Origin of the sequence: Burkholderia humptydooensis, assembly GCF_001513745.1 — a bacterium.
GTDB lineage: Bacteria > Pseudomonadota > Gammaproteobacteria > Burkholderiales > Burkholderiaceae > Burkholderia > Burkholderia humptydooensis.
The window spans coordinates 1,280,005-1,304,084 of the sequence record NZ_CP013382.1 but is presented as its reverse complement, the minus strand read 5'-3'; the positions used below and the strand labels follow the sequence as shown (position 1 = coordinate 1,304,084).

At 68.1% G+C, this 24,080-nt stretch carries 18 protein-coding genes; 12 read left to right on the top strand and 6 right to left on the bottom strand.

From position 1 onward, the window contains the following. Positions 1–5: 5 nt before the first annotated feature. The 4 genes from AQ610_RS24710 to AQ610_RS24695 all read right to left on the bottom strand — a co-directional run bounded on the left by AQ610_RS24710 (position 6) and on the right by AQ610_RS24695 (position 7,099). The gene (locus tag AQ610_RS24710) at positions 6–2,201 is read right to left on the bottom strand and encodes a TonB-dependent receptor (RefSeq protein WP_006027136.1); all 2,196 of its coding nucleotides are present in this window, start codon (positions 2,199–2,201) and stop codon (positions 6–8) included. A gap of 263 nt (positions 2,202–2,464) precedes the next feature. Next, on the bottom strand, positions 2,465–4,249 hold the full coding sequence (locus AQ610_RS24705; RefSeq protein ID WP_006027135.1) for an ABC transporter ATP-binding protein: 1,785 nt from the start codon (positions 4,247–4,249) through the stop codon (positions 2,465–2,467). After that, complete coding sequence (locus AQ610_RS24700) at positions 4,246–5,985, bottom strand: ABC transporter ATP-binding protein/permease (RefSeq protein WP_043282736.1); 1,740 nt, start codon at positions 5,983–5,985, stop codon at positions 4,246–4,248. The genes AQ610_RS24705 and AQ610_RS24700 overlap by 4 nt, the downstream gene beginning before the upstream one ends. 76 nt (positions 5,986–6,061) lie before the next feature. Next, positions 6,062–7,099, bottom strand: coding sequence for a methyltransferase (locus tag AQ610_RS24695; RefSeq protein ID WP_080595093.1), 1,038 nt, complete (start codon positions 7,097–7,099; stop codon positions 6,062–6,064). A 271-nt stretch (positions 7,100–7,370) separates the two neighbouring features. Between AQ610_RS24695 and AQ610_RS24690 the strand changes: the two genes are divergently transcribed. From AQ610_RS24690 to AQ610_RS24650, 9 genes are all read left to right on the top strand, one after another. Further along, the gene (locus tag AQ610_RS24690; protein WP_015603795.1) at positions 7,371–8,357 is read left to right on the top strand and encodes a helix-turn-helix transcriptional regulator; all 987 of its coding nucleotides are present in this window, start codon (positions 7,371–7,373) and stop codon (positions 8,355–8,357) included. Further along, positions 8,341–8,688, top strand: coding sequence for a hypothetical protein (locus tag AQ610_RS24685; protein ID WP_006027131.1), 348 nt, complete (start codon positions 8,341–8,343; stop codon positions 8,686–8,688). Before AQ610_RS24690 ends, AQ610_RS24685 begins: the two co-directional genes overlap by 17 nt. Further along, positions 8,613–8,858, top strand: coding sequence for an aminotransferase class I/II-fold pyridoxal phosphate-dependent enzyme (locus tag AQ610_RS37880; RefSeq protein WP_250636947.1), 246 nt, complete (start codon positions 8,613–8,615; stop codon positions 8,856–8,858). Before AQ610_RS24685 ends, AQ610_RS37880 begins: the two co-directional genes overlap by 76 nt. Continuing rightward, positions 8,825–9,316, top strand: coding sequence for an aminotransferase class I/II-fold pyridoxal phosphate-dependent enzyme (locus AQ610_RS24675; RefSeq protein WP_006027129.1), 492 nt, complete (start codon positions 8,825–8,827; stop codon positions 9,314–9,316). The genes AQ610_RS37880 and AQ610_RS24675 overlap by 34 nt, the downstream gene beginning before the upstream one ends. Before the next feature lie 50 nt (positions 9,317–9,366). Next, positions 9,367–9,846, top strand: coding sequence for a ThiF family adenylyltransferase (locus AQ610_RS24670; RefSeq protein ID WP_006027128.1), 480 nt, complete (start codon positions 9,367–9,369; stop codon positions 9,844–9,846). 274 nt (positions 9,847–10,120) lie between these two features. Beyond that, complete coding sequence (locus AQ610_RS24665) at positions 10,121–11,674, top strand: methyl-accepting chemotaxis protein (protein WP_006027127.1); 1,554 nt, start codon at positions 10,121–10,123, stop codon at positions 11,672–11,674. Between the two features lie 530 nt (positions 11,675–12,204). Continuing rightward, a complete protein-coding gene (locus AQ610_RS24660) occupies positions 12,205–13,995 on the top strand; it encodes a peptidoglycan D,D-transpeptidase FtsI family protein (protein ID WP_006027126.1) in 1,791 nt (596 codons plus the stop codon). A gap of 281 nt (positions 13,996–14,276) precedes the next feature. Continuing rightward, positions 14,277–15,278: an arabinose ABC transporter substrate-binding protein gene (locus tag AQ610_RS24655; protein ID WP_015602651.1), complete on the top strand. Its 1,002-nt coding sequence runs from the start codon at positions 14,277–14,279 to the stop codon at positions 15,276–15,278. Positions 15,279–15,327: 49 nt separating this feature from the next. Continuing rightward, positions 15,328–16,113 carry an SDR family oxidoreductase gene (locus AQ610_RS24650; RefSeq protein ID WP_006027124.1) on the top strand — a complete coding sequence of 262 codons (786 nt, stop codon included), beginning with the start codon at positions 15,328–15,330 and terminating at the stop codon, positions 16,111–16,113. An 87-nt stretch (positions 16,114–16,200) separates the two neighbouring features. Here AQ610_RS24650 and AQ610_RS24645 read toward each other — a convergent pair whose 3' ends face one another. Both AQ610_RS24645 and AQ610_RS24640 read right to left on the bottom strand, forming a co-directional pair. Then, on the bottom strand, positions 16,201–17,949 hold the full coding sequence (locus AQ610_RS24645; RefSeq protein ID WP_006027123.1) for a cation:proton antiporter domain-containing protein: 1,749 nt from the start codon (positions 17,947–17,949) through the stop codon (positions 16,201–16,203). A 100-nt stretch (positions 17,950–18,049) separates the two neighbouring features. Continuing rightward, a complete protein-coding gene (locus AQ610_RS24640; protein ID WP_006027122.1) occupies positions 18,050–18,529 on the bottom strand; it encodes a hypothetical protein in 480 nt (159 codons plus the stop codon). Positions 18,530–19,511: 982 nt separating this feature from the next. On the opposite strand from AQ610_RS24640, the gene AQ610_RS24635 reads away from it, so the two are divergent. Genes AQ610_RS24635 through mdoH form a run of 3 tightly spaced genes read left to right on the top strand, consistent with a single transcriptional unit; the run spans position 19,512 to position 24,020 of the window. Next, complete coding sequence (locus AQ610_RS24635; RefSeq protein WP_006027121.1) at positions 19,512–20,552, top strand: KpsE/RkpR family capsule polysaccharide export protein; 1,041 nt, start codon at positions 19,512–19,514, stop codon at positions 20,550–20,552. Further along, positions 20,549–21,679 carry a polysaccharide biosynthesis/export family protein gene (locus AQ610_RS24630; RefSeq protein WP_006027120.1) on the top strand — a complete coding sequence of 377 codons (1,131 nt, stop codon included), beginning with the start codon at positions 20,549–20,551 and terminating at the stop codon, positions 21,677–21,679. Before AQ610_RS24635 ends, AQ610_RS24630 begins: the two co-directional genes overlap by 4 nt. Position 21,680: 1 nt before the next feature. Continuing rightward, positions 21,681–24,020, top strand: coding sequence for a glucans biosynthesis glucosyltransferase MdoH (mdoH, locus tag AQ610_RS24625; RefSeq protein WP_006027119.1), 2,340 nt, complete (start codon positions 21,681–21,683; stop codon positions 24,018–24,020). The last annotated feature ends 60 nt before the right edge of the window (positions 24,021–24,080 follow it).

Genomic DNA, 24,080 nt, shown 5'->3' with positions numbered 1-24,080 from the left:
TCCTGTCAAAGCTGCGTCGTGATGCCGATGCCGACGACGCGCGGCTGGCCGACGCGCACCGATCCGACGCCCGGCGCCCAGCTCTGTCCCGCGACGACGTAGCGGCGGTCGAGCAGGTTCTCCGCGAAGCCGTACAGCGTCCAGTTCCGGTACGTCCAGCCGACCCGCAGGTTGACCACGCTGTACGCGGCGAGATTGAAGCTGTTGCGCACGTCGACCGCGCGCGAGCCGACGAATTGCCACGCCGCGTCCGCGTTGAAGCGTCCCGGCATGCCGACCGCGCCGCCAGGCAGTTCGCCGTGCACGCCGAGGTTGGCCGTCGTGCGCGGTACGTTCGGCAACCGGTTGCCCGACCGCGCGCCCGTCACATCGCCGGCGGGCACCGAGCGCAGTTCGCCCTGCGTATAGCCGAGCCCCGCCGTCAACCGCACGTAGCGCGACACCTTCGCGCCGAGTTCGAGCTCCGCGCCGTAGGTCCGGTAGTCGAGCGACGCAGGCATGAACAACCCGTTCGACGGGAAGAACGCAACGAGGTGGCCGTTCTTCACGTCGTTGTAGAACACCGAACCGTCGACGCTGAGCCGCCGGTCGAGCCACAGCGACTTGAAGCCGAGCTCGTAGGTCCAGCTCGTCGACGCCGGGAACGACGACTCGCGCCTGCCTTGCGGCCCGTTCACGGTCACGGCCGGGAACCCGGCCGACGCCTCGCCGCGCGACACGGTCGCATAGGTCATCAGCGTATCGGTCCAGTCGAACGTCAGGCCCGCGCGGCCTGTGACGAACGTGTCGCTCAGGCTGTCCTCCTCGCGGAACCGGCTCACGACCTTCGGGTTGCCGTTGCCGTCGAACGCATAGCGCGCGTCCTTGCGCTCGCAGGTCGCGCGCACGCCCGTGATCGCCTTCAGGCGCGCCGTGAGCGGCCAGCTCGCCTCGCCGAACAGCGACACGCTGTCGGTATTGATGCGGTTGTGCTGCTGGCCGTTCTGCGTCGTCACGAAATTGAACGCGGCCGGCGACGCAACCGCCGACGTGTCGTTCGTGAAGCGCGAATGGAAATAGTTGAGCCCGGCCGTCCACATCACGGGGCTGTCGTCGCGCGAACTCACCCGTACCTCCTGCTGGAACGTCGTTTCGCCGAAATGCATCTCGGTATAGTCCGCGCCCGGCACGTCGAACGCGGTCGCCGGCCGCTTCGACAGCGCCGAATAGATGAGCCCGTCGGTCAGGTCGAACTGCTGGACGTTGCGCGAATCCTGGTAGCTCGTCAGCGACGTGAGCCTGACGCGCTCGAACTCGCGGTCGACCCGCACGCTGCCGCCCGCGTCGCGCCAGCGACTGTACGTCGACGGCTTCAGCTCGACCTGCGGAAAATCGGGGTTCTGCAGCATCACGAAGCGCGGCGCGGTGGTCTCGGTCTGGTCGACGAAGCCCGACACCGTGACCGACGTACGGTCGTCGGGCACCCACAGCACCGTGCCGCGCGCGGCGCCGATCTTCACGCGCCCGTCGGCGCCGCCCGTCGCCAGGTTCGGCACGTTGCCGTTCAGGTTCGACATCCGCACCGCGACGCGCGCGGCGACATCGTCCGACACCGCCCCGTTGCCGATCACCTCGCCGAGCCAGCGGCCGTGCGTGCCGGTTTCCGCAGTGGCCGAGAATTCGCGCTTGAAGGTCGGCTGCCTCGTGATCACGTTGATCGCGCCACCCTGCGTGTTGCGGCCGAACAGCGTGCCCTGCGGGCCGCGCAGCACCTCGACGCGGTCGACGTCCATGAAGGTCGGCGGCGCGCCCGTGGTCGCGCGCGGCACGTCGTTCACGTACATCACGACCGATTCGTCGTCGGCCGCGAGCGGCATGAAGGAGCCGACGCCGCGGATGCTGAACACGTCCGCATAGGTCGCGCCGATATCGGCGAACGCGAGGTTCGGCACCGAGCGCGCCAGGCCCGCGTTGCCGGCCGACGGCGCCGCATCGACCGCGAGATCCGCACCGCTCACGGCCGTCACGCTGACCGGCACCTTCTGCTGCGATTCGCTGTGACGGCGCGCGGTGATCGTCACCGCTTCGAGCTGCGAGCCGTCGGCCGGATCGGACGAAGCGGCAGTTGACGGCCGGGCCGCGGCCGGCGTCGCCGTTTCAGCCGCGTGCGCGGACGGCGTCGGCGCCAACGCGGCAGCCAGCGCAAGCGACAGCGGCAGCATCGACGGGACCTTGCGGCGCAACCCGGCATCGGCGGATTCCGCGACGCCGACCGGTGAAACGTTCCGTGAACGGAACAATTGAACGGCGAATCGATCCGGTGAAGCGATACGAGAAATCGCCCGGCGAGTCCGGGCGGTACGACAGCAACGACGACTCATGAAGCCTTCCCCTGCTGATGCTCCGTTCGCGACCGGCCGGCAACGGCCTCGTCGCGAACCCCGTGAAGCGTGGTGATAGTGGTGGTTGCAATGGGCGACGCGATTCACGCGTGCCCGGCATCGCTGGCAATCAGGCGCGCATAGCGTCCGTCGCGCGCGACGAGTTCGGCGTGCGTACCCTGCTCGACGACGCGGCCTTCGTCGAGCACGACGATGCGGTCGGCCTGGCGGATCGTCGACGGCCGGTGCGCGATCATCAGCACCGTGCGATGCCGGCGCAGCCGCGCGAGCGCGTCGTGGAACGCGCACTCGCTTTCGGTGTCGAGGCTCGACGACGCTTCGTCGAGCACGAGCACCGGACTGTCGCGCAACAGTGCGCGCGCGATCGCGATCCGTTGCCGCTGGCCGCCCGACAGCCGCGCGCCGCGCTCGCCACAGCGCGTGTCATAGCCGTTCGGCAACGCGGCGATGAAGTCGTGAGCCTGCGCGTCGCGCGCGGCCTGCTCGATGTCCGCGTCGCTCGCCTCCGGCCGCCCGAGGCGGATGTTGTTCGCGATGGAATCGTCGAACAGGTACACGTCCTGCGGCACCACCGACACGAACTGCCGCAGCCGCGCGACCGGGATGTCGCGCACGTCGACGCCGCCGAGCGTCACGCGTCCCGACTGTACGTCCCGGAAGCGCAGCAGCAGGCTCACACACGTGCTCTTGCCCGCTCCCGACGCACCGACGAGCGCGACCGTCTCGGCCGGCTTCACGTCGAGATCGACACCGCGCAGCGCCGGCGCGCGCGCGCCGTCGTACGCGAAGGCGGCCTGTTCGAAGCGCACCGTCGCATCGGCCGGTTCCGCGCTGCCGTGGTCGACGATCTGCGTGGGCTGCCGCTGGATCGCGAGAATGCGCTCGGCGCCGGCCTTCAGCTCGCCGAGCTTGCGCGCGGCCTGCGCAACTTCGGCAAGCGGGATCAACGCGGCGCCGACCAGCACGACCGCGCACGGCAGCAACGCGCCGCCGAGCAGCCCGCTCTGGACGAGCACCGCGCCGGTCAGGAGCGCGGCGAGCAGCGCACTTGCCTGCAGCAGTTCGATCGCGGCCTGCTCGAGCCCCGCGCGCACGCCGTAGCGGCGCTGCTCGTCCTCCATCTCGGCCACGCGCGACGCGACGCGGTCGAGCCACGCGCGCGCCTGGCCGAACAGCGCGATCTCCTTGCGCCCCTGGATCCCTTCGATCACGTCGGCATCGAGCCGCGCAGCCGCTTCCGCGAGCTTGCGGCCCTGGCGGTGCGCGCGATCGCCGAGCCAGAACGGCACCGAGGCGAGCAGCGGCAGGAACGGCAGCAGCGCAAGCGTCAGCCACGGCTGCACGAACGCGAGCGCCACGAGCGCCAGCAGCGGGACGACGCCCGCTGCGATCGCGTCGGCGAGCGTGTGCGCGAAGAAATGCTCCATCGCCTGCGCGTCGCGCGTCGCCGTCGCCGCGAGTTCGCCCGTGCGGCGCCCGGCCACGGAACCGGGCGCCGCGCGCTCGAGCCCGTCGTAGATGCCGATCTGCATCGTCTCGATCAGCGCGAACGCGAATTCGTGCGACACGTGCGCCTGCCACCAGCGGCCGCCTGCGCCCGCGGCCACCGCCGCGGCGAGCACCCACAGGCCAGGCTGCCACTGTGCGGCGCCCGCGCCCGTGACCGCCATCCCCACCAGCCACGCGCAGGTCGCGAGCGTCGCGACCATCCCGCCCTGTGCGAGAACCGTCGCGACGATCGTCAGCGCCATCAGCCGTTCCTGCCCGCCCGCGAGCCGCATCAAGTCCGCCCATCCGCTGCGCGTGCGCGGCGCGTCGTCGCGCGGCGCCGCCGCGCGATCGCGGATCGTTGTCGAGGTCGTGCTCATGCGGTTTTCTCCTGCGATGCGCCGGCCTGCGCATCCTGCGCGGCCAGCAGGCGCGCATACAGTCCGCCGCGCGCCGTCAATGTGTCGTGATTGCCTTCCTCGACGATCCGGCCGCCGTCGACGACGACGATCCGGTCCGCGTGCCGCACCGTCGCGAGGCGATGCGCGATCACGACGAGCGCGCGCTGCCCGGCGACCGCCTCGATCGACGCCTGGATCGCCTGCTCGCTCGCCGGATCGACGTTCGAGGTCGCCTCATCGAGCAGCAGCACCGGCGCGCCCTTCAGCCACGCGCGCGCGATCGCGAGCCGCTGCCGCTGGCCGCCCGACAGTTGCGCGCCGCGCTCGCCGACCGCGGTCGCATAGCCATGCGGCAAACTTTCGATGAAATCGTGGATGTGCGCGACGCGCGCCGCGTCGCGGATCGCTTGCGCGTCCGCGTCGGGACGCGCGAACCGCAGGTTGTCTTCGATGCTGCCGTGGAACAGCACGATGTCCTGAAACACCGCGCTGATCTGTGCGCGCATCGCCGCCAGCGGCAGGTCGCGCAGGTCGACGCCACCGATCCGCACGGCGCCGCGCTGCGGATCGGCCATCCGCATCAGCAGCGCGCCGAGTGTCGACTTGCCGGCGCCCGACGGCCCGACGACGCCGACGAATTCGCGCTCGCCGACCGCGAGCGACACGCGCTCGAGCGCGGGACGATCGCTGCCCGGCCATGCGAACGTCACGTCGTCGAACGCGACGTCCGAGCGCGCGCCCGGCGCGCGCGGCGACGCAGGCTCGCGCACCGGCGGTTCGGCGTCGAGCAGCGCAGCGACCGGCGCGGCCGCGCTCGCGGCGCCCCACGCGATATGGAACGTCTTGTCGAGCCGGTCGACCGGCCGGAACGCCTCGCGCGCCAGGAACAGCGTGATCAGCGCGGTCGTCGCAGGCAGCGCGCCCGACGCCGCGCGCGACGCGTTGAGCGCCGCGACCAGCGCGATGCAGCCGAGCCCGAACAGGCCCGTCACGCCGTTGCGCATCAGTGTGGCGTAAAGAATCCCCATCGCTTCGCGGCGCAATTCGGCCGCCGCGGCGACCAGCGCCGCGCGGCGCGTACCGGCCGCGTCGAACGCCTTCAGCGTGACGATGCCCTGCAGGCTGTCGAGCATCGTCGCGCCGAAACGCCCCATCGACGCCATCAGCCCCGAAGCCTTCGGCCGGCACAGCCGCAGCCACACACGGTCGACCACGGGCACCGCCAGCACGCAGACGGCGAGCACGCCGGCGGACAGCGGATCGAGCCACGCGACGGCGCCGATCACGCCGGTACAGCCGACGAGCGCGACGCAAACGGCCGGGATGTAGCGACCGTAATACGTCTCGAGCGCCTCGACGCCGCCGACGATGGTGTTCTGCAGTTCGGCGGTACGGCCCGCGCCGCCGTCCGCGCCGAGTGCCAGCGCCTGCGGCAGCAACCGCGCGCGCAGCCGCGCCTTGGTGCGGCTCGCGGTGCGCAGCGCCGCGACTTCACCGGCCCACATCAGCGCGATCCGCACGAGCGCGAACGCCGCGAAGCCAAGCGCCCAGCCGAACACGCCCGACGGCGGCGCGCCCGACAGCACGGCCGCGATCCCGAGCGCGAAACACAGCGCCTGGGCCGCGTGGCACGCGGTGACGGCCAGCCCGATCGCGACGTTCGCCGCGATATCGGCATAGACGACTCCCGCGAGCCGCCACAACTGAGGTTGCATCTGATTTCTCCTTCGTCTGGATACCTGATCGATGCGGCTCGCGCCGCGCCGCAATGGCATGGATGCGACGCGCCGGTCAGCCGGCCGCGCGGTCGCCCGTCACGCAGTGCACCGGTACGCCCTTCAGCGGCGTGGCCATGACGTCGACGAGCCCCTGCTCGGCGAGCAACGCCCTGACCGCGGCGACCGGATAGCAATCGCCCGCCTGCGTAAGCCCGAGCATCTGTGCGGCAAACAGGCGCGGCACGGGCTCGCTCGCGGGCGGCGCGTCGGAGATCATGAAATCGCAGACCGCGATCCGCCCACCGGGGGCGAGGAGGCTGCATGCGCGCGCGAGCAGCCGGCGGCATGCGTCCTCGTCGAAGAGATGAAGGATCTGGCTCATGATGACGAGGTCGTACTGCCCCGGAATCTCGACGTCGAACAGGTCGCCGCCGACGAACCGCGCGCGCGCCTCGACACCGAATTCGTGCGCGGCGCGCACACGCGTCGCGCATCGACGGCCAGTCGACGCCGCACACGGTCGCCTTCGGCCGCGCCTGCGCGCGTCGCGCGGATCGTCGCGCAGCGCGGCCGCATCGCGCACCGCGCTCACGTAGGTACCCGTCTCGCGTGCGATCGCGCCCAGCGACGCATAGTCGAGCCGGGCCGCCGCGCGAAACAGGCCGGCCGGCAGCGGCGCGCGCGCCTGCGTGTAGCGCAGCATGAACGGACGCCACCCGGCCGCGATATCGTCCGCGCCGGCCGCCGCGCGCCGCCAGAAGCGCCCCCACGCGTCCGGGTCGAGCGCTTCGAGTTCGAAGCGCATGCCGTCGCCGCTCTCGAACGGCGGCGGACGATCGTTCGCGTCGCGCGGCTGCTGCGCGGGCTGCCCGGCATGATCCATCGCGAGGTACTGGCTCATCGCGAACAGCGCGGCATCGGCAAGACACTGCGACAGCGCGGCAGGCGACGCGCCGAGCGTCGACACGCAGTCGACGCCGAGCGGCCGCCACGCGCGCGCCGCACGCGCATGCCAGCCCGTCATGCCGGTCGCGGCCTGCAGCAGCGCATCGGACACGGGCGCGCCGGCCGCGAGCCTCGCGGCATTTCGTTCAACGTATGTCATAGGCATGGATATTGATCTAGCCCCGAGCGGAGGAAACGCACCGCTTCCCGCCTGTCCGGCAGCCACGCCATCGGTTGATGGTCGACATCCACAATGATATTTTACGTATTAATGAGAATCATTCTCATTTCATATGGATATCGGCGAATTTCATATGCAGGCCGGGTGAAGCCGTTCCATCCCAAAAACTTTGTAGCTAGTCTTGCGGCCACCGAGGCGCCTGAGACTCATACGAGACGCCCGGTCTGCCGTGGAGAACCTGAGAGGAGTTGTTCGGATGCACGCACTGACCATGCCCAGCGCGTCCGCAATGGACGTCGCCCCAAACCAGACCTGGACCGTCGCACGCGGGGACGCCGAATGCGGCAGCTACGCGGTCGAACGCCTGAATTGCGAGCCCGGCTTCTCGGTCGTGCGCTCGAGCGTGCTGTCGGAGCGCGAGCTGACCGAGGCCTGCAGCCACGACGGCGCCGAACGCCAGCTCGTCGTCGCGATCGGGCTCGAAGGCGACTCCGAGTTCTGCGACCGGCGCGGCGAACGCCTGCCGTTCTCGTCCGGTCACACGACGGCGTCGGTGTTCCGCAGCGGCGGCGGCGAACGCCGCTTCGCGGCGAACCAGTTCGTGCGGCAACTGCGGCTCGTCGTATCGGAAAGCACGCTGTCGAGCTTCGTCGGCGAGGACCGTTGCCGCGAGCTGCTCGGCCCGATGCTCGGCCATTTCGAAGGATTCCGGCAAGTTGCATTCATGGCGAACGGCACGAGCCCGCATCTGCGCTTCTTCCGCGACCCCGACCTGCTGCAGCAGGACGGCCTGAGCCTGCGCATCCACGCGCTGAGCCTGCTCGCCGACCAGTTGCACACGATCGCACCGGCACCCGTGCGAACCGGTCGCCTCGGCGCGCGCGACCTCGACAAGCTCGCGCACGTCGAGGCATTCATGCGTGCGCACCTCGACAAGCCGCTCAACAACGCGTACCTGTCGGCCTCGCTCGGCATCAGCGAATACAAGCTGAAGGAGTGCTTCCGCCAGGCCTACGGCACGAGCCCCGCGCAGCACCTGCTCGAACTGCGGATGCACCGCGCGCAGGAACTGCTCGAAGCCGGCCACCAGGTGGCCGAGACAGCCTATCGCGTCGGCTACCAGCATCCGAGCAATCTCAGCGCCGCGTTCACGCGTTTCTTCGGATGCACGCCGAAATCCGTCCTCGGCAACCGATCCTGCCGAGCCCTCCCCCGATCCGCCGAATGTGCCAGCCACGACTGACCTGCATGCCGCACCCGCCCGCGCCGCCGGCCGGCGCGAGATCTTCCTGAACCGCAACGAATCGCCGTTCGGCCCGTTCGACGAAGCCGAAGCCGCCGCCGCGCGCGCGCTCGCCGAGGTGGGCCGCTACCAGTTCCCGCTCGTCGAACGGCTGCGCGAAGCGGTCGCCGCCGCGCACGACGTGCCCACCGGCCGGGTGTCGCTGTACCGGGCTCGAATCGCGCGCTGCATTACGCGACGCTCGCGAACCGGCCCGTGCGCCGCGTACCGCTTCGCGCGGACGGCGCGCACGACGTTGCCGCGATGTGCGAGGCGGCGCCGCGCGGACTGATCTACGTCGCCAACCCGAACAACCCGACCGGCACCGTGACCCCGCACGACGCGCTGCGACGCCTGCCGAGCGACCGCCGGCCCGGCACGACCGTGCTCGTCGACGAGGCGTACATCGAGTACAGCACGAACCGTCGATGCTCGACGCGGTACGTACGGACCTGGGGCTGATCGTCGCGCGCACGTTCTCGAAGATCTACGGGATGGCCGGCCTGCGGCTCGGCTATGCGGTTGCGCAACCCGATGCCATCGGGTGCATCCACACCATGCCGCCGCACGACGTGTCGGTGCCGGCCGCCGCCGCGGCCCTCGCGAGTCTTGCGCTGCGCGACCGGCTCGGCGAGCGCAAGGCATACACGGCGGCCGGCCGCGACGACCTGATCCGCTGGTTCGCCGCGCGCGGCCTCGCGTGCCTGCCTTCGCGCGCGAACTGCGTGATGGTCGGCCTCGGCCGCGCCGGGCCACCCGTGATCGCGGCGCTCGCCGCGCGCGGCGTGCATGTCGGACGCAGTTGGCCCGACATGCCGAACTGGATGCGCATCACGATCGGCACGCGCGACGAGATGGACGCGCTGAAAGAGGCGCTCGTGCGCGTGCTCGCCGAGCCTGCCGGGCACGACGCCACATGAGCGCGCCCCGCTCCCCGTCATTCCGTTCAACCGCCTACCGACGATCCGCCATGAAACTACCGCCTCTCGTTACGACGCTCGCGCCGCTGTCCGGCGACGAACTGACCCGCTGCAGCCGGCATGTCCTGCTGCCGGAACTCGGCCTGACCGGCCAGCAGCGCCTGAAGGCCGCCCGCGCGCTCGTGGTCGGCGCGAGCGGCCTCGGCTCGCCCGCGCTGCTCTATCTCGCCGCCGCGGGGGTCGGCACGCTCGGCGTGATCGATTTCGACCGCGTCGACGTATCGAACCTGCAGCGGCGGGTGATCCACCGGATGTCGACGGTCGGCATGCCGAAGACGGCCAGCGCGCGCAACCCGATCGTCGCGCTCGATCCGCACGTCGACGTGCGGCTGCATGACGAGCGGCTCGACAACGACAACGCGATCGCGCTGTTCTCGCAGTACGACCTGATCGTCGACGGCACCGACAACTTCGCGACGCGCTACCTCGTCAACGACGCCTGCGTGCTGGCCGGCAAAAAACCTACGTGAGGGTCGGCTGGGATGAGCGTTTATGCTCTGCCGCGCATAACGAATCTTGGTCATACCCCGACTCCGCCGACACGCGCCCGCACCACCCCGCATCCGCCCAATCTCTGTCAGCACTTGCTCGCCCTCGCCCCGCACCTAGGGTCTGGTAAGAAGCGGAACGCACATGCGTTCCGTATATAAATAGACCCTAGGGAATACCCGCCTGCGCCCCCCGTCTCCCGCGCCGATAAACAGGCATTCGTCCCCATGCGTCAGCCGCCCCACGACACCCACCATGCGCTCTCTTTCACTGAACCAAAAGCTCACGTCGATGATCGTCATCCTCTGGATCGGCCTGCTGCTGATCGGGGCGACCGGGGCGTGGCAGAACCGCTCGTCGATGATTGCGGACCGGCGCGAGCAGCTCGGGTATCTGACCGCGCAGGCATACAGCGTCAGCGATCATTTCTACAAGCTGTCGCAGCAGAACGCGATGCCCGAGGCGGACGCGAAGCGCGCCGCGCTCGAAGCAATCGCCGCGATGCGCTACGGCAAGGACGGCTATCTGTCGATCAACGATTCGAAGCCCGTCGTCGTCATGCATCCGATCAAGCCGGAACTGAACGGCAAGGACGTATCCGGCTTCACCGATCCGGGCGGCAAGCACCTGTTCGTCGAAATCGCCAAGGCGGGCAACGCGCAAGGCGGCCTCGGCTTCGTCGACTACATGTGGCCGAAGCCGGGCGCCGACAAGCCGATCGACAAGACGAGCGCCGTTCGCCATTTCGCGCCGTGGGACTGGTACATCGTGACCGGCATGTACATGGACGACCTGCAGGCCGCCATGCTCGCGAACACCGCCCGCTGGCTCGCGATGACGGTCGTGCTCGGCGTCGCCGCGACGATCCTGATGGTGCTCGTGCTGCGCAGCGTGCGCAGCAGCCTCGGCGGCGCCCTCGAGGCGGCCGTCGCGACCGCGCAGCGGATCTCGCAGGGCGACCTGACCGCGCACGTCGACATTCGCCACGGCGACCGCAAGAGCCTCCTGCACGCGCTGCACACGATGCAGACGGCGCTCATCGACATGGTGTCGCGCGTGCGGCTCGGCACCGAGAACATCAACGTGGGCGCATCGGAGATCGCGGCCGGCAACACCGATCTGTCGCAGCGCACCGAGCAGCAGGCGGCCGCGCTCGTCGAGACCGCGTCGAGCATGGACGAGATGACGACGAACGTGAAGCAGAACGCCGACAGCGCGTCGCAAGCGGCCGAGCTCGCCGACCAGGCGGCGCAGGTCGCGACGCGCGGCAGCGCGGTCGTCGACGACGTCGTGCGGACGATGGACGACATCACCGACGCGTCGCGCAAGATCGGCGACATCATCGGCGTGATCGACGGCATCGCGTTCCAGACCAACATCCTTGCGCTCAATGCGGCCGTCGAGGCGGCGCGCGCGGGCGAACAGGGACGCGGCTTCGCGGTCGTCGCGGGCGAGGTGCGCACGCTCGCGCAGCGCTCGGCGACGGCCGCGAAGGAAATCAAGTCGCTGATCGAGACGTCGAACACGACGGTCGAGCACGGCGCGACGCTCGTCACGCGCGCGGGCACGACGATGACGGAAATCGTGCAATCGGTGAGGCGCGTGAACGAAATCCTCGAGGAAATCAGCCACGCGTCGCGCGAACAGAGCGCGGGCATCGACCAGGTCAATCGCGCGGTCGGCGAGATGGACCAGGTCACGCAGCAGAACGCCGCGCTCGTCGAGCAGGCGGCCGCCGCCGCGCACTCGCTGAAGGATCAGGCGGACGCGCTGCGCTCCGCGGTCGCGCAGTTCGCGCTGCCCGCCTGATCGGCGCCGGCGGGCGAAACGGGGCGGCCCGGCCGCTCCGTTTCTTCTTTCGTCGGACTGCATCCTTTTTTTGCCGCGCCGGCATCCCTTTCTCGCTGTGCAGCCGCGCCCTCGCCATTCGCACGCTCGCAAACGTGCGCTGACCGCCCTACACTCCCGCCGCGGCACGCAGAATTGCGGTGGACTGGTTTGCGTTGAACGACGTCGCGCGGACGATCGTCACGAGCCGACGTTTTTCTGCCTGCACTGCCGACGCGCCGCGTCCGGCCACTATTCGCGATTCGCCCGTTTCCGTTCGCCGAACGCCGGCTCTTTCGCCACATTGGGGCGATCTCGCGCCCGCTGATCGACGTGTCCGCGCGCCGCGCTCCCTATTTCACCCCGCGCCGGTCCCGGCGCTACGCGCGGTTCTTGACGGTTTGTCAGATTTTTCAACGATTTGGCCGCCAAACCAGACGAAATCATTACTCATTCATTACAATTCCATCTTCGGGACGCGATCCGCCGTCCTGCCCAGCGATAGCCAGCCCATGCGCCTGAACAAAAAACCGAAGTCGTCCGATCCTTACGTCGCCGTCGCGAAAAGTCCGATGCTGCCGACGAGCCTGCCGATGTGGCGCTCGAAACTCGTCGTGATCCTCGTGTTCCTCGCGTTCGGCACGCTGATCGCCCGCGCGTTCTGGGTGCAGGTCGCGAACCAGGATTTCTACGTCGGTCAGGGCCAGAAGCGCTATCAGCGCACGATCGAGCTCGGCGCGATGCGCGGCAGCATCGTCGATCGCAACGGCGCGCTGCTCGCCGTGAGCCTCACGACCTATGAAATCTGGGCGAATCCGAAACAGGTCGACGAGGTTGCATACGCGCCGCTCGCGAAACTGCTCGACATGCCGCTCGCCGAAGTGCGGCGGCGCCTGACGGGCGATCGCTCGTTCGTGCTGCTCAAGCGCCAGGTCGATCCCGAAACGGCTGCCCGCATCGAAAAGCTCGACATCGACGGCGTCACGCAAGTCGCCGATTCGAAGCGCTTCTATCCGGAAGGCGAATCGGCCGCGCACGTCGTCGGCTTCACGAACGTCGAGGATCACGGGCAGGAAGGCGTCGAGCTTGCCGCGAACGGGCGGCTGTCCGGCACCGCGGGCCAGCGCCAGGTGATCCGCGACCGGCTCGGCCGGATCGTCTCCGATACCGGCCCGCTCGTGCCCGCGCAGCACGGCGCGACGATCGAGCTGACGATCGACCGGCGGATTCAGCAACTCGCGTACGCGCAGCTCAAATCGACGATCATCGCGAACAATGCGCAGGCGGGCAGCGTCGTCGTGCTCGACGCGCAGAACGGCGAAATCCTCGCGCTCGCGAACTATCCGACGTTCGACCCGAACGATCGCGCGCGCCTGACGGGCCAGCAGTTGCGCAACCGCGCGGTGATCGACACGTTCGAGCCGGGCTCGACGATCAAGCCGGTCGTCGTCGCGCTGTCGATCGACACGGGCAAGGTGCGGCCGCAGACGATCGTCGATACCTCGCCGGGCTCATACAGGATCGGCCCGAACGTGATTCACGACACGTCGAACCACGGCGCGATCACGGTGGCGCAGGCGCTGCAGATGTCGAGCAACATCGCGCTCGCGAAGCTCGCGCTCAACCTGCCCGCCGAGACGATCTGGAACAAGTACCAGGAATACGGCATCGGCCGCGCGCCGGAGCTGACGTTCCCTGGCGTCGCGTCCGGGCGGCTGCGTCCGTACAAACGCTGGCGGCCGATCGAGCAGGCGACGATGGCATACGGCTACGGGCTGTCGGCGTCGCTGCTGCAGATTGCGCAGGTCTACACCGCGTATGCGGGCGACGGCACGATCCATCCGGTGTCGCTGCTGAAGGCGAACGCCGATCCGCAATCGGCCGATACGCACCGCGGCCATCGCGTGACGACGCCCGCCACCGCGGCGGCGATCCGCTCGATGCTCGAGATGGCGGTCGGCCAGGGCGGCACCGGGCGCGCGGCGCGTGTCGACGGCTACCGCGTCGGCGGCAAGACGGGGACCGCGCGCAAGCAGGTGGGCGCGTCGTACGCGAAGGGCAAGTACCGGGCGCTCTTTGCCGGGATGGCGCCGATGAGTCATCCGCGCCTCATCATCGCCGTGATGATCGACGAGCCGGCCGCGCGGAGCTATTACGGCGGCACGGTCGCGGGGCCGGTGTTCTCGTCGGTGATGAGCGGCTCGCTGCAACTGCTCGGCGTGCCGCCCGACGCGCCCGTCGTCGCCGACAAGCCGGCGACGAGTGCAGGCGGCGCGAAGCCGCCGGCGAAAGCGAGGACGTGACGGAGCCGGGCGGCGGCCGACGCGATTCTTTCCCTTCGCTCGATACGCCGCCGCCTTCGATCTTTGCTGCTTCGGCGGCTTCGCCTCTTCGGCGTTTCAGTTTTTCGGTTTTTCGATCCCACGCCCCACCTTCGCCCCGCCGCCCCGATCCCATTCTCTAGGATCGCCTCGCATTATTTGGAAGCCCGCCGACCCGCCTCCTACAATCTGCCGCACGACATGCATGCCGTTGCGCGGCTCGCAAGGCCGCATCCATAAAACGGAGCACGAAGGAGACGCTCATGGGATTGCGTTGGCCCCAAGCCGCCCTCGTTTGCGCGAGCCTCGCCGCCGGTTTGTCGGCGGCGGCGCCCGCGCGTGCGCAAGGCACGGCCCCGGTGAAGATCGGCTTCGTCGTCAAGCAGCCCGACGACCCGTGGTTTCAGGACGAATGGCGCTTCGCCGAGCAGGCGGCGAAAGACAGGCATTTCACGCTCGTGAAGATCGCCGCGCCGAGCGGCGAGAAAGTATCGACCGCGCTCGACAGCCTCGCCGCGCAAAAAGCGCAGGGCGTGATCATCTGCGCGCCCGACGTGAAGCTCGGCCCCGGCATCGCCGCGAAGGCGAAGCGCGCCGGGATGAAGCTGATGTCGGTCGACGACCAGCTCGTCGACGGGCGCGGCGCGCCGCTTGCCGACGTGCCGCACATGGGCATCTCCGCATACAGGATCGGCGGGCAGGTCGGCGAAGCGATCGCCGCCGAGGCGAAGCGGCGCGGCTGGAACCCGGCCGAGGTCGGCGTGCTGCGACTCGCGTACGACCAGTTGCCGACCGCGCGCGAGCGCACGACGGGCGCGGTCGACGCGCTGAAGGCCGCCGGCTTTCCGGCCGCGAACGTCGTCGACGCGCCGGAGATGACGGCCGACACCGAAGGCGCGTTCAACGCCGCCAACATCGCGTTCACCAAGCATCGGAACTTCAGGCACTGGGTGGCGTTCGGATCGAATGACGACACGACGGTCGGCGCGGTGCGCGCGGGCGAAGGTCGCGGCATCGGCGCGGACGACATGATCGCGGTCGGCATCAACGGCAGCCAGGTCGCGCTGAACGAATTCGCGAAACCGAAGCCGACGGGCTTTTTCGGCTCGATCCTGCTGAATCCGCGGCTGCACGGCTACGACACGTCGGTCAACATGTACGACTGGATCACGCAGAACCGGACGCCGCCGCCGCTCGTGCTGACGTCCGGCACGCTGATCACGCGCGCGAACGAGAAGACGGCGCGCGCGCAGCTCGGGCTGTGAGCGCAGCCGCGCGGCAAGCGGCGCCGACGTTGCGTTTCGAACCGGAGGAATGCGCATGACGACACCACGCACCACGCTGATCACGGGCGCCGCGGGCGGCATCGGCCAGGCGCTCGTGCGCCGCTTTCTCGCCGCGGGCGACCGCGTGCTCGCGCTCGACCGCGACCGCGCCGCGCTCGCCGCATTCGTCGACGCGTTGGGCGATGCAGCGGGCAATTCGGCCGTCGCACTGATCGTCGACGATCTGAGCGACGCCGAACGCCTCGCGGCCGCGCTCGCGAACGAGCCCGTCGACGTGCTCGTCGCGAACGCGGGCACCGCCGCGTCGGCGACGCTGCGCACGACGACGAGCGCATCGTGGCGCGCGGATCTCGACGCGAATCTCACCGCGACCTACGTGAGCGTCGAGGCCGTGCTCGCCGGCATGCGCGCGCGGCGGCGCGGCGCGATCACGATCGTCGGCTCGGTCAACGGCGTCGCCGCGCTCGGCCACCCCGCCTATAGCGCGGCGAAGGCCGGATTGATCAGCTACGCGAAATCGCTCGCGATCGAATACGGGCGCGACGGCGTGCGCGCGAACGTCGTGTGCCCCGGCACCGTGAAAACGCCCGCGTGGGAAGCGCGGGTGCGGCAGAACCCGCAGGTGTTCGAGCAATTGAAGAAGTGGTATCCGCTCGACGATTTCGCGACGCCCGAGGACGTCGCGAACGCGGCGCTCTTCCTGTCGTCGGACGCGGCGCGCGCGATCACCGGCGCGATGCTGCCCGTCGACGGCGGGCTGCTCGCGGGCAATCGCGTGATGGCGCAGGAGCTGACGCTCGAGTCGTTCTATTGACGTTGTGCCGGGCGTCGCTACGCCGGGCGTCGCTACGCCGGGCGACGGCCCCTCATCGCGCGCCGGCGCGCGTCCCGCCGCGTTCGATCAATGCGCGGCCGCCCGCCGCGCGTGGCCCTCAGCCGCGCCCATCCGCGCGAGCACGTGCTCGGTCATCCCGCGCGCGAGCTCGGTCTCGCTCACGAACACCTCGCCCATCCCTTCGCTCGCGAGCAGCGCCGCCTCTTCGTCGCTGTTCGTGCAGAGCGCAACCTCGATCGCGGGGTTCAGCGTGCGCGCGATGTCGACGATCTGCCGCACGTCGAACACGTCCGGCAGCGTGACGACGAGCATCCCCGCGCGCGCGATGTGCGCCTGCACGAGCACGATCGGCTCGATCGCGTCGCCGGACACCGCCGCCACGCCGTCCGCGCGCAGTTTCTCGACCGTCTCGCGGTTCTGCTCGACGACGACATACGCGATCCCGCGCGCATCGAGCGCGTGCGCGATCCGCGTGCCGACGCGCCCGTAGCCGACGATCACCACCTGCCCCGTCAGATGCGTCTGCGGCGTCGACATCGGCAGCGCGGCGAGCGGATCGTCGCGCGACTCGAGCCGGCGCGCGAACGCCGAGTGCTTGCGGACCCACGCGAGCGCCGGATCGATCGCGGCGAACAGCAGCGTGTTGAGCGCGATCGACAGCAGCGCGACCGCGAGAATCAGGCTCTGCCCTTCGGCCGACAGCAGCCCGAGCCCGCGCCCGAGGCTCGCGAGGATGAACGAGAACTCGCCGATCTGCGCGAGGCCCGCGCCGACCGTGAGCGCGGTGTTCAGCGGATAGCGGAACGCGAGCACGAGCGCGACCGCCGCGAGCGTCTTGCCGAGCACGACGATCGCGGCCACTTCGAGCACGTGCAGCGGCTGGTCGATCAGCACGCGCGGATCGAACAGCATGCCGACCGAGATGAAGAAGAGGACCGAGAACGCGTCGCGCAGCGGCAGCGTCTCGTCGGCCGCGCGGCGGCTGAATTCCGATTCGCGCATCATCATCCCGGCGAAGAACGCGCCGAGCGCGAACGACACGTCGAACAGCTTCGCCGCGCCGAACGCGACGCCGACCGCCGCCGCGATCATGCACAGCGTGAACAGCTCGCGCGAGCCGGTGCGCGCGACGAGCCACAGGATGCGCGGAAACACGCGCTTGCCGACGACGAGCATCAGCGCGACGAACGCCGCGACCTTCAGCAGCGTGACGCCGAGCGCGCCCCACAGGCTGGCGCCTGCGTCGCCCGCGTGCGCGGCCGGTTCGCCGGGCGCGTTCGCGCCGCCGCCGAGGAGCCCCGCGAGCGGCGGCAGCAGCACGAGCACGAGCACCATCACGAGATCCTCGACGACGAGCCAGCCGACCGCGATCCGCCCGTTGACCGATTCGATGAGCCCGCGCCCTTCGAGCGCGCGCAGCAGCACCACCGTGCTCGCGACCGACAGCGCGAGGCCGAACACGAGCGCGCCGCCGATATTCCAGCCCCATAAGAGCGCGAGCCCTCCGCCGAGCGCGGTCGCGACCGCGATCTGGACGATCGCGCCGGGCAGCGCGATCTTGCGCACCGCGAGCAGATCGCCGAGCGAGAAATGCAGGCCGACGCCGAACATCAACAGCATCACGCCGATTTCGGCGAGCTGCTGCGCGAGCGCGAGATCGCCGACGAAGCCGGGCGTGCCGGGGCCGATCACGATGCCGGCGAGCAGATAGCCAACGAGCGGCGGCATCTTCAGCAGCGACGCGAAGTAACCGAGGATCATCGCGAGACCGAAACCGGCCGCGAGCAGTGCAATCAGGCTGATGTCATGAGGCATCCGTGCTCCATTGAATGTAACTATTTCGTAAGAATTGAAGAATAAGGGATTGCGGCGACAAATGTGCGAACCGGCCAAGCGATTATCATCGTTACATCATTCAATGTAATAGTTTGTTGCGATCCCGCTTTCTCCAGCCACACGCGATACGGAACGGCCTCGCGCCGTCCGATGAACTCAAACCACAGGGAGGTACACATGGCAGTCGGCAACCATCACCCGAACGCCTGACCCGGCCGAGCGGCGTGACGGTCACGAGCATCGGCTTGTCGAGTGTCGTCAGGCGAGCGGGCACGGCCCCGCCGTCGACCGTGACGAGCGCCTCGAGAACGAGCCGAAGCCTGTGCCGGCCCCAATGATTCAGCGTGATCCGCCAGGACCACACGACGGGCGCCGCCATCCCGACTGCCTGCTCCTGAACGCCGGCCGGATCGATCGAGAAATCGTCCGGGTCCGCGCTGAGCCGTGCGATCATCCGATCGCTGATCTTGATGCGTGCGTGCTGAAAGTTGCCCGCCGACGGATTGTTCTCCGCGATCTGCTGTTGCAACGCGGCGACGCTCTCCTTCGAACTCAACACTGCGTCGATCTTCGCCGCCGCCTCGTCCGTCCCCGACGCGAATGCCGAGACCCTCGTGCGCGGCGCGTCCAGTTGCTTGCGGTCATCGCAATCAGCACTCGCTGCTTCGCATGAATGTCCGATTCAATTCAGCCAGCCGGCCGACTCGCATCGCAGTACGTAGCGAATTGCTTTCGTCCGAGCACGATCGGCCTGATTGCCTATACATGGACGAGCATAAATCCGCGAAATGATCGAATACAAATCGACCCACCTTACTCGGCGAAACCGATAGATACGAACCTTACCTTCCGCCCCCCGGTAAGCTTACCCGCCGAATATCGCCGTGCGGTCTTCGCAGCCGGCATGTGTGGTCGAAAATCCGGTCGAACGACGCAACGGCGGCACACTCGGGGTCGGGCACATAATGTTTCCGATGCAAAAGGATTAATTCCGTCGCAATGAAACGCTCGACTTGTGCAAAAAGCTGTGTATTGCACATTCAGTCCGCCCTTTCGCCGCAACGCCTATTCCTCTCTCGACGCAAAGAAGGTCAAAACAATTTGACGGATTAAGACAAAAAGAGACGAATACCGCCTTGACCATATAGGTAGTTTCCCTCATAATTTGTAACAATTTATTGAATTTGCAACTCGCCTGACCTGCCATTGCGTCATCCCTCCCGTTGTCGATAGTGCATAGGTACAGCAGCTTGCGTATTGGCTTCACCTTCGAAATACGAGTTTCACCAGACCTGTGCAAAGCACGACATCGCAGCCCCCCGGATCATCGACCACGACGCCTGTCCATGCGCCGCCGCTTCGGTCAAGCCGATTGCCGGCGATTCGGCCCCGCGCTCGCCGCCTTCCACCGTGGCGCGACGACATCCACAGTCCATCCGTATCCGGTGCGCGCGGACCTCTTCTCGATCGCCGTTGATTTGAACACTTAGCACGCGCGGGCGACGCCCGACACCAAAACTCACAATCACCTTCGGGAGAATATGAAAACGCCTCGCCAGCCTCTCTTTTGGGCTATCGTCGGGATTCCTAATCTCATCTGCCTTGCCTACTTCCTTCTCCTCGCATCGCCGGTCTACGTTTCGACTGCGTCGCTGATCGTCTACAAGCCCCAGCAGTCGTCGCAGAGCCTCGCGACGATGCTGTCCGGCACGGGCGGCGGCAATTCGATCGAAGGCGCCTACATCGTTAAGGACTACATCGGATCGTGGGACGAGTACCGGAACGTCGCGAAGTCCGTCGATCTGCCGAAACACTACGGTCAAGGCGATTTCGTGAGCCGTTACGGCGGCCTCGCGACGCTTTTCCGCAAGAACGACGTCGCGCTGTGGCACTACTACCAGAATCGGGTGAATGCGGCGATCGACCAGAACAGCGGGATCGTGTCGCTGTCGGTGCAAGGCTATTCGCCCACGGCGGCCGCAGCCGTCGCCGAGCGGGTGCTGCAGGATTCCGTCCGCCACATCGACAACATGAATCGCCAGCAAGAAAGCGATTACATGAAAAACGCCGTCGATCGCCGCGCCGCCATCGAAGCGAAGCTGAAGAGCGACGAAGCGGCGCTGTCGGCGTATCGCGTGTCGACCGGCATCCACGATCCGTCGGAGCTGTACACATCCAATCTCGCGCTGCTGAACTCGCTGAACGAGCAGAAGACCCGCCTCGCCTCGCAGTACGACGCAATCGTGAAAGCAACGCCGAACAATCCGGTCGCGCAAAACCTGCGCGCGGCGATGACGGCCATTCAGGCCAAGATCGCGAGCACCGAAGCGGAAGGCAAGACGCTGTCGCGGCGCGCCGCGCGCTATGAAGCGCTGACCGTCGCGCGCAACAACGACGTCGCGCTCTTGCGGGAAATCGAAACGGCTGTGCAGCAGGCGCAACTGAACGCGATGAAGAACAAGTACTACTTGAACATCATCAGCGCACCGTCCAGCCCGCGCGCGCCCGAACTGCCCCGGCGCCTCGAATGGATCGCCGGCGTCTTCCTTGCGACTCTCGTTCTTTGGGGACTACTCCGATGACCCACTTCTCCCGAGCCGCTCGCGCCGGGCTCGCCGGCGCGACGCTGGCGCTGTCCGCATGCGGCCTGCTGCCGTCCGCCGGCCCGTCCGTCTCCACCGTCAGGTCGAACACCGACGTCGACATCGTCAACGTCACGCCGGCGCTCGCGCGGGAACGCGCTGAGAAGGATGCGGCGAGCCGCCGGGCCGCGATCGAGCGAGCCGTTTCCGATCTGTCGCAAGCGACGCATCACGGCGCGTTCACGTTCGCCCCAGGCGACGTCCTGCACGTGACCCTGTGGACGATCTCCCCGTGGCCGGGCGCCGATTCGCAGCAAGGCGCGTCGAACGTCCCGTCGCCCATCGATCTCGGCAACTATACGGTGTCCGAAAAAGGCACGATCGATCTGCCCTATGTCGGCCCGACGCCTGTCGGCGCACTCGGCCCCGACGACGCGCAGAGGGCTGTCGCGCGCCGCTACGCGTCGCTCGGCATCCTGCAAAGCCCGTCGGCGAAGATCACCATTGCATCGACGTCGCAGAGCAGCGTCATCGTGACGGGCGCGATCGGCGCACCGAAGCTCATTGCGTGGACGCCCGCGGGCCTGTCGCTGACATCCGCCCTCACGCAGGCGCTCGGCAACGGCGCGGATCTCGTCGGCACCACCAGCGGGCGCGACAGCGACAACGTCGCGACGCAAGTGACCGTCCTGCGCAAAGGCGCATCGGTCACGCTGCCGCTCGAAGAAGCGCTCGCGCGGCAAGCGGCGCTCGAACCGGGCGATCGCGTGCTGGTCAAGCGTGCGCCGCTCGTGCGCGTGACCGTCGTCGGCGGCGGCGTGCGCAAGAACGGGCAATTCGGCTTCGCCCATCCGCCGACGCTGGCCGAAGTGCTCGCGTCGGCGTCCGGGCTCGACGCGAACCTCGCCGACGACCACGCGGTATTCGTTCTCGAACAAACGCCGCAAGGCGAACGCCCGGTGCTCTACGACTTCGCATGGAACAACCTGCAGGGCCTCATCGCTTCGCACAGCTTCCCGATCAAGGACGGCGACATGATCTACGTCGCCGAAGCGCCGATCGTCCCGGTCGAGCGGGCCATCGGCATCCTGTTCCAGCTCGCGCTGCCCGTGCAGGCCGTGAAGTGACATGACGTTCGACGCCTATATCGACCAGTTGGGCCTCCCCGCCGGCGAGGCCCGGCGGCTTCGCGCATCGGTGCGCACGTGGGACGACCTCCACGCGTGGCTCGACGCGAATCAGGCGCCCGTCATCCAGCCGAGGCCCGAGCGGATCACCGTCGCGCCGCCGCCGCTGAACGTGTCGTGGAAACACAATGTCTGGCGGCGCTTTCGTCGGTCCCGATCGCTGAAGGCGCCTGTCGGCCAGCCGCCTGGCTGGGAGCAGGTCGTCGAATACCGGCGCAAGGTGTCGCTCGCGCTCACGCTGATCACGACGATCGTGATCCTGATGCTGTCCCACTACACGTTGCGCGCGCAACAAATGCCCGAGATCACGATCAAGATCTATCTCGTGATCTACGGGATCATGACGTGGTTCCTGGCCGCCAATTTCTTCAAGCTCCTCATCGGGACGTGGCATACGCTGCGCGGGCCCGGCAACAATCCGTGGCATCCGTCGAAATCCGCGCAGGAGCCGCGCGCGGGCGCGAAGGTCGCGATCGTCTATCCGGTGTATCACGAGGACGTCGCGCGCGTCGCCGCCGGGATGGCCGCCACGTGGGCGTCGATCGAGCGCGATCACCCGGAATACAGCCATCATTTCGACAACTTCCTGCTGTCGGACAGCCGCAGGCTCGAGTACGGCGTCGTCGAGCAGGCGGCCGTTCACAAGCTGAGGGAGCAGTTCCCGGGCGGCCGGTTCTTCTATCGCCGCCGTCCGGTCAACCTGAACGCGAAGCTCGGCAACGTCACCGATTTCTGCCGCCGCTGGGGCAAGAAGTACGAGTACATGCTCGTGATGGACGCCGACAGCATCATGGACGGCAACGCGATCGTCGCGCTGCTCCGGATGATGGAGGGCAACCTCCGGATCGGCATCCTGCAGACGAACCCGAAGCCCGTGATGCGGCGAAGCCTCTTCGGCCGGATGCAGCAGTTCGCCGCCCGGCTGTACGGCTCGGTCTTCTCGTACAGCCTGCAGGCGATGTTCATGGGGCACGCGTCGTACATCGGCCACAACGCGATGATACGGATGAAGCCGTTCATCAAGTACTGCATCCTGCCCGAGCTGCCCGGAACGCCGCCCTGGGGCGGCAAGCCGCTGAGCCACGACATCATCGAATCCGCGATGATGGCCCGCGCGGGCTACGAGGTCTGGTTCCTGCCCGAGCTCGAAGGGAGCTACGAGGAAATTCCGGCGAATCTTCTCGGATTCCTGATCCGCGAACGCCGGTGGATGCAGGGCAACATGCAGCATCTGCGGTTCCTGTTCATCGACGGCCTGCGCTCGGTGCATCGCGAGACGTTCCTGAACGGCTCGATGGGCTATCTCGCCGCGCCGCTGTGGGCGATGTTCCTCGTCGTCTCGGCCTACGGAATGGTTCACTTCCTGAGCCACGGCGCGCTCGTCATCGGCGCGATCCAGGTTCTGCAGATGCCGATGCTGATGCTGCTGATCTCGTCGCTCGTGTTCCTGTTCATGCCGCGGGTCCTCGCCTTCGTCGTGCATGTGAAGCGCGACCGCGCGCGCGGTTTCGGCGGCAAGGACAAGCTGATGTGGTCGCTGCTGCTCGAGACGATATTCTCGTTCTTCTTCTCGCCGATCATGATGATCTACGTGACCCGCTTCGTGTGGCTCTGGATCAAACGGCGCAGCATTTCATGGGGCACCCAGCAGCGCGACGACGAGCCCCTGCCCTGGTCCGCATGCTTTCGGCACTTCGGCTGGATCAGCGTGATCGGCGTCGTCTGCTGGGCCTCGATGGCTTACGCCATTCATGGCATCTCGGGCGCCCGCGCGCTGATGATCGCGGCGCTCTCGCGCAATTGGGTCTCGCCCGGCGACATCATGCTGTGGTTCTTCCCGATTCTCGCCGGATTCACGGGCAGCGTGTGGATAGCGAGATTCACCAGCCTGACCATCGACGCCGTGCAATCGCGCAAACTCTTTTGCATTCCGGAGGAAATCGATCACCCGCAGGTCATCGACGACGCGATTGCGTGGGAGCGCCGATTGCGAAGCGATCTGCCCGACATTGACGATCCGCAGGCCGTCATCGATTTCGCCGTGCGCGACGTCGGCTTCTATGTCAAGCACCGGCCCGAAACGCGCGGCCGCCCGCACGTCGCCGCACGGCTTCTGCCGTCGATCGTCGCCGGCGAGCCGCTCGCGGGCAAGAACCTGCTGCTCGCGCTGAGCGAGCGGCGCTGCTTCGACGCGCTGCACGCGCAGGCTCGCAGCCGCCGCGCGATGCCGCACGACGACGCGAGGACGCCGGTTCGCGACGAGGCAGAGTCCTTCGCATGACCGGCGCTCCCGTCGGCAAGGCGCGCCACGCCGCCCTCCTACACACAAACACTGCACGCA

Coding starts and splice junctions, on each gene's coding strand:
- AQ610_RS24710 (WP_006027136.1), bottom strand. CDS start 2,201: ATGCTGCCGCTGTCGCTTGCGCTGGCTGCCGCGTTGGCGCCGACGCCG.
- AQ610_RS24705 (WP_006027135.1), bottom strand. CDS start 4,249: ATGAGCACGACCTCGACAACGATCCGCGATCGCGCGGCGGCGCCGCGC.
- AQ610_RS24700 (WP_043282736.1), bottom strand. CDS start 5,985: ATGCAACCTCAGTTGTGGCGGCTCGCGGGAGTCGTCTATGCCGATATC.
- AQ610_RS24695 (WP_080595093.1), bottom strand. CDS start 7,099: ATGCCTATGACATACGTTGAACGAAATGCCGCGAGGCTCGCGGCCGGC.
- AQ610_RS24690 (WP_015603795.1), top strand. CDS start 7,371: ATGCACGCACTGACCATGCCCAGCGCGTCCGCAATGGACGTCGCCCCA.
- AQ610_RS24675 (WP_006027129.1), top strand. CDS start 8,825: ATGCTCGACGCGGTACGTACGGACCTGGGGCTGATCGTCGCGCGCACG.
- AQ610_RS24670 (WP_006027128.1), top strand. CDS start 9,367: ATGAAACTACCGCCTCTCGTTACGACGCTCGCGCCGCTGTCCGGCGAC.
- AQ610_RS24665 (WP_006027127.1), top strand. CDS start 10,121: ATGCGCTCTCTTTCACTGAACCAAAAGCTCACGTCGATGATCGTCATC.
- AQ610_RS24660 (WP_006027126.1), top strand. CDS start 12,205: ATGCGCCTGAACAAAAAACCGAAGTCGTCCGATCCTTACGTCGCCGTC.
- AQ610_RS24655 (WP_015602651.1), top strand. CDS start 14,277: ATGGGATTGCGTTGGCCCCAAGCCGCCCTCGTTTGCGCGAGCCTCGCC.
- AQ610_RS24650 (WP_006027124.1), top strand. CDS start 15,328: ATGCGCATGACGACACCACGCACCACGCTGATCACGGGCGCCGCGGGC.
- AQ610_RS24645 (WP_006027123.1), bottom strand. CDS start 17,949: ATGCCTCATGACATCAGCCTGATTGCACTGCTCGCGGCCGGTTTCGGT.
- AQ610_RS24635 (WP_006027121.1), top strand. CDS start 19,512: ATGAAAACGCCTCGCCAGCCTCTCTTTTGGGCTATCGTCGGGATTCCT.
- AQ610_RS24630 (WP_006027120.1), top strand. CDS start 20,549: ATGACCCACTTCTCCCGAGCCGCTCGCGCCGGGCTCGCCGGCGCGACG.
- mdoH (WP_006027119.1), top strand. CDS start 21,681: ATGACGTTCGACGCCTATATCGACCAGTTGGGCCTCCCCGCCGGCGAG.